Annotated in this window: 3 protein-coding genes; all 3 read right to left on the bottom strand. The window is 45.3% G+C overall.

Annotated elements, in window-relative coordinates:
* Positions 1–983, bottom strand: a 983-nt coding sequence (locus tag MUP17_06665; protein MCJ7458655.1) for a DEAD/DEAH box helicase family protein, incomplete at its 3' end; no start/stop codon positions are given.
* A 156-nt stretch (positions 984–1,139) separates the two neighbouring features.
* The gene (locus MUP17_06660; GenBank protein MCJ7458654.1) at positions 1,140–6,383 is read right to left on the bottom strand and encodes a right-handed parallel beta-helix repeat-containing protein; all 5,244 of its coding nucleotides are present in this window, start codon (positions 6,381–6,383) and stop codon (positions 1,140–1,142) included.
* Between the two features lie 503 nt (positions 6,384–6,886).
* Positions 6,887–9,559, bottom strand: a complete 2,673-nt coding sequence (locus tag MUP17_06655) for a dockerin type I domain-containing protein (protein MCJ7458653.1) — start codon at positions 9,557–9,559, stop codon at positions 6,887–6,889.
* Positions 9,560–9,804: the final 245 nt, after the last annotated feature.

The raw sequence follows: 9,804 nt of genomic DNA, 5'->3' as shown, positions 1-9,804 counted from the left end.
GGGAAAAAGTCTAAAAGACAGTAAGGCCTTTGACCAGGTTTTCTGCCGGACAGATGTCGGGAGTAATTCTCTATTCCAGGACAGTAGCCGATCTCCCTCATCATCTCTAAGTCAAACTTAGTCCTGGATTCTAACCTCTGAGCTTCTAACAGCTTTCCCTGTTTTCTGAACCAGTCCAGTCTATCCTCTAATTCGATTTCAATGCTTTTTACAGCCTCTTCCAATTGAGGAGGGGTGGTTACAAAATGCTTGGCCGGATAAATCGCTACCCTCTTCTTCTCCTCTAAGACATTCCCTTTGAGGGTGTCAATGACTGCAATCCTTTGGATCTCGTCACCGAGCAGTTCCAATCTTATGGCTGTCTCTTCATAAGCAGGATGAACTTCGATTGTATCCCCCCTGACCCTGAAGGTCCCCCGGGCAAACTCGATATCATTTCTGGAATAATGGATGTCGATCAGGGATTTGAGTATCTCGTCCCTTTCCTTCTTCTCACCCACCTCTAAGAACAGAAGCAGCTCTTTATAATCCTTGTGCGAGCCCAAACCGTAGATGCAGGAAACACTGGCAATTATTACCACGTCCTCTCTTTCCAATAGAGATGAGGTCGCCCGCAAGCGCAGGCGATCGATATCATCGTTCATCGAGGTATCTTTCTCTATGTAGGTATCAGACTGTGGAACATAAGCCTCTGGCTGGTAATAATCATAATAGCTGATGAAAAACTCCACTGCATTCTGGGGGAAAAACCCTTTTAATTCCCCATATAATTGAGCTGCCAGGGTCTTGTTGTGGGAAATGACCAGTGCAGGCTTTCCCACATTGGCAATCACGTTAGCCATGGTAAAGGTTTTTCCTGAGCCGGTCACCCCTAAAAGGGTCTGGTATTTTTCACCCTTGAGGATTCCCTCAGTCAATTTCTCAATCGCCTGGGGCTGGTCCCCGGTGGGCTTGTAATTGGAAACCAATCTGAAGCTGGACATATTATCCCTTTTCAATTATAACTTATATATATACGAAAAAACTGAAGTCAATACAGAAATTGAAAAATATCAGGAGTAGGGGGCAATTCATGAATTGCCCCTACAAAAAAAGAAAGCCCCTCAAAGGGGGCTTTCTTTCCGGAAAGGAGAAAGAGGCTATTTCTCCACTGAATGCAAATCAACCGGTTTGATAAGCTTCGGCTTTTCAACCAGAGGTCTACCCATAGCCGGCTTGAGAGATTCAGAAACAAGCACTTTCGGAGCCGGACCACCTTTGAATAGATAGTTGATCAGGTAGACCGCATCCGCCACAGTAAGGAATCCGTCCCGGTTGACATCCGCTACCATAAATATCTGAGGAGCAGGTCCACCTTTGAAAAGATAATTGATCAGATAGACCACATCTGCTATTGAGATCTTTCCATCCAAGTTGACATCTCCACGCAGGAAAGCACTGCCATAAGTAACCAGACCTAAATCTGCCTGATCCGGCTTATGATAGATCTCCGCCTCAATCTCGGCATCAGTCGATTTGCCCCAGTAATTGTAAGTGGCGGTCTGGTTATCATTACAATATTCTAAGAGCAGCTCATAATTGGTATTGTTATAGATGAAGTTGCGATCAGATGAAGCACCTCCGATCAAAACTGAGAGAAGAGCAGCATTATTGCCATGGACTTCATTTAGAACCATTCCGTAGAAATTATACTTGATCGTATTTCTTTTCAGATTAGCGGAGAGTGCTCCATAAGGATCAGTCGAACCCCAGAAACCATAAGTGCTGTAATAACCTAAGCCAGTGATGCTGTTATCCCATACGTTGTTCTGGGCAGATCCTCCACCGTACAGAACTACTCCACTGGTGCAAGCAGTAATGCTATTGAAGGTGACATTTACTGGAGCTAGGATATAAACGGTCTGAATGCCCTGACTTGAATTGGTTATGGTATTATAGGAGATTGAAGTTGCCGCATCGTTGCTGTTGGCGCCTAAACAGACCTCTGAGGTGGTAACTGTATTGGAATCTATATTTCCATCTGAATACCAGTGATAGAAAATACCCAAGGAGGCATCCGAGACATTATTATGCTTTACCTTTCCAGATGAGCCCCAGAGCATTATCCCGGCAGACTGCATTGAAACACTTTTCACATTTGAAACGGTGTTATGATTGAAGTCAACCCCGGTTAAGTTATTAGGATTTTTGGCTGACGCATAGATGCCTCTCATATAGATATTTTTCACTGTGCAGTTCTGCACCTTCAGATTACTCCAGTCACCAGCAGAATAGTTGGTGATAATTCCATTTCGTGCATCGATCGGGGCAGGGAAGCTCGGGCTGTTACCATTAAAGGTAACCCCGTCGATAGTCACGTCCGTGGCTTGAACCACGCACATCTGCGAACCTCTAAAGCTCGGACCAAGCTCTGGGTTAGGAGTACCTATATCTGAACTATCCGGATAGACTAAAACCGAATCCTGACCAGCACCTAGGAGAGCTAAGGGTTTATTGATATTTATATTTTCATTATAAGTTCCCGGTCTAGCACGCACCAAATCACCTGAGCTAGCAAGGTCAATACCTTCCTGAATAGTCGAATTGTTAGAAGTGTTGACATACCAGGTCCAGGGAGCTGCATGCGAGTCGCCCACGTAATTGGCTCCCCACCAAGGTGAATAGTCCACGTAATCAGTTACCTCATTGCCCATCGCACCAGCATTAGTAGCACTATGGTATGGACCGCTGGCATCACCCCACCAATTTTGCTCAGCATCCTGAACCAGAGCCGCATTAGTCCAGAATCCCATGTCATTGCTCGAGATGGTGTTATTATTGGCAGTGACATTGACTTTACTGCCACTCTCATAGGCAACGACCCCAATTTCCCAGTCCTGGATATCAGAATTGGTGAGGGTTAGGTTGACATCATCTCCGAGGGACCAAGCTGCAACCCCGTAACTTCCCACGTGATGCACACCAGTCAAAGTTGCATTATTAATGGTAACCGTGGTAGGTATGCTCAGCAGTTTTGATTCTACCCCCCACTCTTCTTCAAACGGAGAGAGGGAAATAGCTGATATTTTCCCAGGGCTACCCTTAAATCGGGAGTAACCATAATCGCGGATGCTTATCCCTTCTGCCGCATCTATATCCGCAGAGGTGATATTAACGCCATCCACTGAGCCTTGAGTTTCCTGATAGACTATACTGACCTGTGAGCCTGAAACAGAGCTTGTCCCACTCACATTCACTATAGTGCCATTTAAGAATATCATACCACTAGCAACCCAAGTGGCTGGGATATAACCAATATCTGAAACCGAGCAGTTTGTAACTGATCCACCGGCTCCATAACCTATCTGGATACCGTTCTGGGCGGTTATACTGGTCAATCCCTTACCCATCACAGTGCAATTCAATACATTTACGGTTAAATTGTTTCCCAACAGCGTCATTCCGTTCTTCTGGAAATCGTCAATTTCAGTTCCCGAAACGTTGATAGTATAAGGACCACCGGCGTTATTATAAGAGTAAATGCCGTTTCCATGCTGAGCACCACTGAACGGAGTATCCTGAACTCCGGTAATCTCGCAGTCAATCACGGATCCATCTCCATTCCAGAAGCCAACCCCTACAAAGCGATAGTTGCTGTTGCCTCGACCGGCACCATCCACCCTTAAGTTCTTGATCTGAACTCCTGTCGCACCATTTATGCCCATAACCGGATAGTTGTTAGCACTGGTGGTAAAGAACCAAGTGAGGATCACAGGAGATTTGACGATTGTATGGGTTGCTGGATCAGGTCCTGCCCCTGCTCCTGTAATGGTTAGATTGGATTTATTTATAACCACCTGTTCCTCATACATCCCGGCTGCTACATTAACAACACCAGCAGGTGCAACTCCATCTACACCATCCTGAACCTTATCGAATGCATCGTAACCAAACAAATGCCCGCCAACCGAATCGCCACAGGGGGTTCCTGCCCAATCATCATCCACCCAGACGACCAAAGGAGCCTGTGGATAACGATCCACGCTTCCGGCAGTTCCAGGAACATTGTATTGAGTCGGATATCCAGAATTAGAAGCCCAATCATCCCAGAAGTTACCTTGGTCAACTCCATTATCCCAGGAATTGCTTGGACAATCATCCTTCGCATTGGACGTATTGCACATCAAGATGTTATCATAAATGTCTGAGTTCAGGAAGCCACTGTTGGGGTATCCACCCTTAGTAGGGATGTATATGCCGTGCCCACCGATCGCCGTGTGTTTAGAAATTTTATTCCCTGTAATAGTATTATTTGTCGTGGAGTACCAAGTGTAAGATGGATCGCCCTGTCCCCATAAGTACAAACCACCGAGTGCGTTTCCAGTGATGGTATTGTTCTGAATAACGTTATCGTTTCCATCCTGGAATAGAAATCCATACTTGTAATAATCACTCGTTCCGCCGGAGCCGTTGTTGGAAATCGTGTTCACCGTGAACGTGTTGTGCTTGTTGTACGACGTAAGCTTCACGCCGTTGCGTATGTTGTCATGGATGTTGTTGCTATCCACCGTCGTATACTCGCATGGGATATCAGTGCGATTCCAGCTTGGGGTCAATTGCAGTCCGTATTTTGAGTTGCTGTACAGATTATTCGACTTGATTCTAACGTTCTGGCCCGCGCTAACGTATACGCCATACTCCGAGTTACTGTAGATATTGTTAAGTTCAACCCGTATGTTCTTTGGGCGGCGCCATTCGTCCCAGACCCCGATGTCTCTTACTATATAATTGCGGTACGTGAGTGATACACCCGCACAGCTTCCCCCACTACCGTTGTTGAAAATCTGGTTGTTCATGATGACCACATTGTCAGCTGTACCACCATGCCCCGCAGCAGATACATAGACACCATTTCCAGCGTTACCGTCAATGCTGTTGTCCTGAATAGTAATTCCAGTTAACGAGGAAGTGCCACCGTTGCCATTGACCACCACACCTCCAGCTTCGTACCACACTGGGGTAGAACCCTGCTTCCATCCGCCAGTCACTCTGAACCCAGACAGCGTCACGTCAGAAGCAGTAATCGTGACCGCGTTGCCGACATTATTTCCATTAATGATAGTTGTGGATGAGCCCGCGCCTAGCAAATTTACCGGCTTAACGATAGCAATGTTCTCAACATACGTCCCCACCGCCACGTTAACGGAACCACCACTTATCGCTTCTGTAACACCTTTGTTGATAGTCAAGAATGGGGCGTTGAGAGTGCCCGGATATGAGTCTGAACCAGTCGATGCAACAAACAGTTTTGTGCGTGGGGCAGCGAAAATAATATCCCTGCCAGGATCAGTCCTGCCAGCATTGGAGGTTGCCACAATTTCTCCATCAGGACCTTCAAAAGCAAAACCGATGAAATTCCACTGTCCACTCCCACCAGAGTATCCAGGCCCCGTAAGATCAAAGACAAAAGTACCGGTGTTGCTGTATACATAGACATCTTTCGAGGACATCACTGTCACGCCGATATAGTTGTCAGACCGGCTGGACCAGTAGGGCCAATAACTATCTGTAATTGGAGTGAAGCCAACATCCTTCGTCCATACACCGCCAGAATATGTCAAAGTGTGTGTGGTGTTAACTGGTTCGGCGGTGGTCTCTCCCGACCAATAGAGAATGACCGTCCCATCGCCATTGGATACCGGTTCGTATTCTGAGTAGTTTGTGCTATTCGTAATATTAGTACGAGTAGTTCCGTCCCAAATAAACAGATCCGCTGCGCCATCCGCTGCAATCCAATCCCAGAATACTATCGAAGTTGTGCTGTTTCCCATGAAATCCGCATTGCAAGCGTCTAGCGGCGCAACCGGTTCGTAGATGTAGCTACTCGTACCGGATGAAACAACGTAGCGGACAATTTTGTTGGGATTACTATTATGGACTTCTGCAAATCCTACCACGGTTCCGTCATCACTCCAGAAGGGATTCATGTAACCATAGATGTCCCCCTCCCCCGAGTTGCCTGCTGAGATAATTATCTCACCCGTTCCGTTAGCATTCATCAGCACGATTTCGGTTCGGCTATAGCTTCCGTCGGTAAATGATTTTTGTGCAATAATTTTTTGTCCATTCGGACTTAATCCAGCTTGCCTGTACCATACTCCAGAAGGTGCAGTTTTAACAGCGGCATAGTAATAATTTGGATTGTTAAACGGAGGTGTGCCATAATTCATCAACCCCATTCCTGCATTTTTACTGAAGATTTGTTCATTATCGAACATTTGTTCATGAACATGAATTTTCTTTACGCTTGTTTGAATTGTCTGCGCCCACCCCACCCCAGCAGTTAAAGCCAAAATGGCTGCTAATAAGCAAATTGTCGCTTTAATAATACCTCTCAAGTTCATTTCAGTTCCCCTTGTTAAAGTCTAAATGATTTTTCTGAAGTTGACTAAAGTAAAGAGACTTTTTTTCCTGGAACCACCTCCTTTTTTCCAAAACCCTTTAAAACTTCCTCATCAAAACCCCCAGTCCAGTTCTGAAAGACAAGAAGATCCCCCTATCCTTTCAGATCTTAGAGAAAGATCATAAGTTCACCTCCTGGGACTTAGTCCCAGAAATTTTTGGTTATACTGTTCTTAGGGTTTCTTTAGATATAAAAAAAACCATCCCCACACCTTGCTTGCCCCCTCCAACAAGGCAGGCATGGTGTAACAATATTAAGGTAAATACCTTATTTTGTCAAGAAGATTTTTTAAGTTTCTAAACTTTAGAAATTGAGTTTCGGTCTAAAAAGGAAGTAGATAAGGTCCAAATGGTTATAAGAAAGAACAGAGGTACTCGTTTTACTCTCAACTCATTAGTCGTCCAAGTAATCTATTAAATTATAGAGACTTATAGAGCTATATTTTCAGGCACATGGCACCGGTCCCCCTTTGAACAGGTAATTAATCAAGTAGATCACATCCGTAATATTTACATTACCATCGCAGTTTGCATCACCGGATAGGAACGGAACAGGAGCAGGTCCTCCTTTGAACAGGTAGTTCACGATATAGACCACATCCGATATGGTCACCTTTTTGTCTCCATTAGCATCGCCGTGGGAATAGGTTGTGATCATCGCTTTGGCTTTGCGCACGCTGGCTTTGAGGGAATCCAGGCTGACTTTAGTAGAGACCAATGCCAGGTCAAACTTGACTGAATCTCCCGGAGCAAGATCTGTTTTCTTAGCAGTGAGAACTGAAGACAGATCGGTACTCGAGCCTTCAATGAGATACCCCGGACTGGACGCTACCTGATAAAGATCTCCGGTCTCAAAATCCCCGGTGTTGTATATGTGGGTGCTATTTTTCACTGCCTTAGCACCATAAAGAGTGGTATCAGAAAGATAGGCTATCCCTGCATACCTCTGATTACCAGTATTTCTCTGCCAGAGCAAGTTCAGGGTAGAATCATACCCGGCGCTGTTGTAAGAACTGGTCGGAATGTCCCAGTCCAGCACCATTCCCAGGTAAAGATTCTTGACCGTATCCGGGGTAAGGTTGAATGCCACAAACCTGTGTATCATCAATTCAGAAGAATCCGGATGAGATGGCGCTAAGACCTCAGCTCTTACTTTGAGGTTACACCCTGGGTCTACCGTGCTGAAAGTCCCTCTCTGCCAGCGGGGATCAGATGAATCTATATTCAGAACGGAGGAAGCGCCAAAGGAATGAGTGTTGAACAAATCGCGATATACTATTGTATCGGTTGAGCTTTTCAGATATGCCAGAAATAAAGAGCCATCATACAGGTAGTCGTAACTTTCATCCAAATATCTCCAGGCATAACCATTGATACTGCTGATGTTGGTTAGGTTGGAAATATCGCTTCTTACCTTGCTGGTGGTAATTGCAGACACCTGCTTAGAATGACCTGAGATAAAAGTAACTGGAACTATTATGCTGTCATAAATCCCTTCACCCACATCGCCGGTGACGTAAAAAACGATCCCGCCATGAAGGGTCATACCAGTACACGAAGTCGGAAGAGCTTCAGCATCCAGTACCACCTGATGATCAAAATAACCTCCAGGAGAAACTGAACCGTTTTCTGGTTCAACTCTCAGCCAGTTACCAACAGGATGTGAATTCATGGCAGATTGTAAATCATCCGAGGTGCGGACTTTTTTCCCGGCCGTGCCTGCAGGCTGGCTATTTAAGAATTCCTCTGCCGGGGTAAATTCGAAGCTATCCCGGGCAATGACCGAGTAGTTCAGAGATCCGGTCATTTGGTGTCCGTAGACTCTCAGATCTAAAACCAGGCTATCACCGGAGACTAAGGAGGTATCTATGAAATTAGGCTGGGTTTCGAAAAAACGATAAGGACGATTATAAAGCTCGCCGGCTTTTTCGGCGATGTAAAGATTCGGACCCAGGTTCTCCTGGCACAAAGGGAGAATCCTGTAAGAGAGAGGCCAGAAACCATCACTGTTGTCACCCACCTCAGGCGTATAGGAGATAATCTTTTTCCTTGCAGTCTGGTCACCATAGTCCCAATCGTCAGCATCACCATTAGTGCTGTAAAGAGTTATCCAGCTTGGAGCAGAGATATACCCGTTGTAGGCGCTGATGCTGTCACCTATCTCCTTGTAGATCCAGAAATCCTCAGGAAATTGTTCTTCATAGCCCCAGGGATAGATCAGGAGATTACTATAAGAATGGTAGTTAAGGGCGGTCACAAAGTCGTGTGCATTTATGAAATCCCTTAACGCCTGAGTTTCCGGCTCGGAAAAAGGAGCGGTTCCGCGATAAGTCTCGGAGCCAGTGACAGACGAAGAGCCGATATTATCATAACCCCACTTATAACCGAAATTGCGGTTCAAGTCTATTCCATAGGTTCCATTGCCATTGTTTCTTCTGTTCTTTCTCCACATCCCCCCGCCGTTTGGATAGGTAGTTTGATTGTAAACATACCCATCCGGGTTGATTATGGGAACAAACCAGAGCTCCCGGTTATCCACTATATCCATTACTACACTGTCGGTTCCGTAATTATTGGTAAGGTATCTCATAAAGTAAAGCAGAATCTCAATCGTTATAGGCTCCCTGGCATGGATCAAACCGCTGTAATAGACCTCCGCTTCATCTTCATCTGTTCCGGGATTGTCCGATATCTTCATTGCCCAGATGGTTCTTCCCTGGACAGTTGTACCGATGTTTATTTTGGCTGTGGTGATAGTGGGGTGCTCGTTATGTATAGAATCCAGAGCTGCAACCGTTTCATCATAAGTATGATAGCCACCCATCTTCAAAGTCTGGTCCAGACGTTCCTCATAAAATCTCTCCAAATCTGAATGGATGACTTCCGTTTTAAAACCCAAAAGCTGTAATCTGCTCACTTCTTCTGAGTTTGAGACTATGTCTACATACTGACCGGGCTTAGTATAGGCGACATCTAAATTCATTTTCTTGATCGCGAGTAATTCAGCCCTGGAGGAAAAATAAACCCTTACCTGCATATGCTGCTCTTCAGCCGTCACCGAGATAAATAAGAATAAAATTAAAAGAAACCCCAAACCTAATCTGACAAATTTTGACATCCAAGGCTCCTTTTTGTTAAAAGTCGAGGTCTAAACCCTTTACTGAGTATATTGTCAGGACTCAGGTCCTAAACCTTCAGAGTCCCTGACATCCAAAGAGCAAACTATTGTCCTTCCTGAGTATAATAGTGCAAAAACTTATTTTGTCAATATGTAAAAGAGTGCAAAAATTCCTTTAGTTAGCATTGCGTATCTGAGCCGGGAATTAACGCGAGTAGGTTTTTTTGAGTCAGAAATGCCTTTCC

The organism is Candidatus Zixiibacteriota bacterium (assembly GCA_022865345.1).
GTDB lineage: Bacteria > Zixibacteria > MSB-5A5 > MSB-5A5 > RBG-16-43-9 > RBG-16-43-9.
This window is presented reverse-complemented; position numbering and strand designations above follow the sequence as displayed.

What these genes read in the sequence shown, in the direction of transcription:
- MUP17_06660 (MCJ7458654.1), bottom strand. Translation starts at nt 6,383, where the DNA reads ATGAACTTGAGAGGTATTATTAAAGCGACAATTTGCTTATTAGCAGCC.
- MUP17_06655 (MCJ7458653.1), bottom strand. Translation starts at nt 9,559, where the DNA reads ATGTCAAAATTTGTCAGATTAGGTTTGGGGTTTCTTTTAATTTTATTC.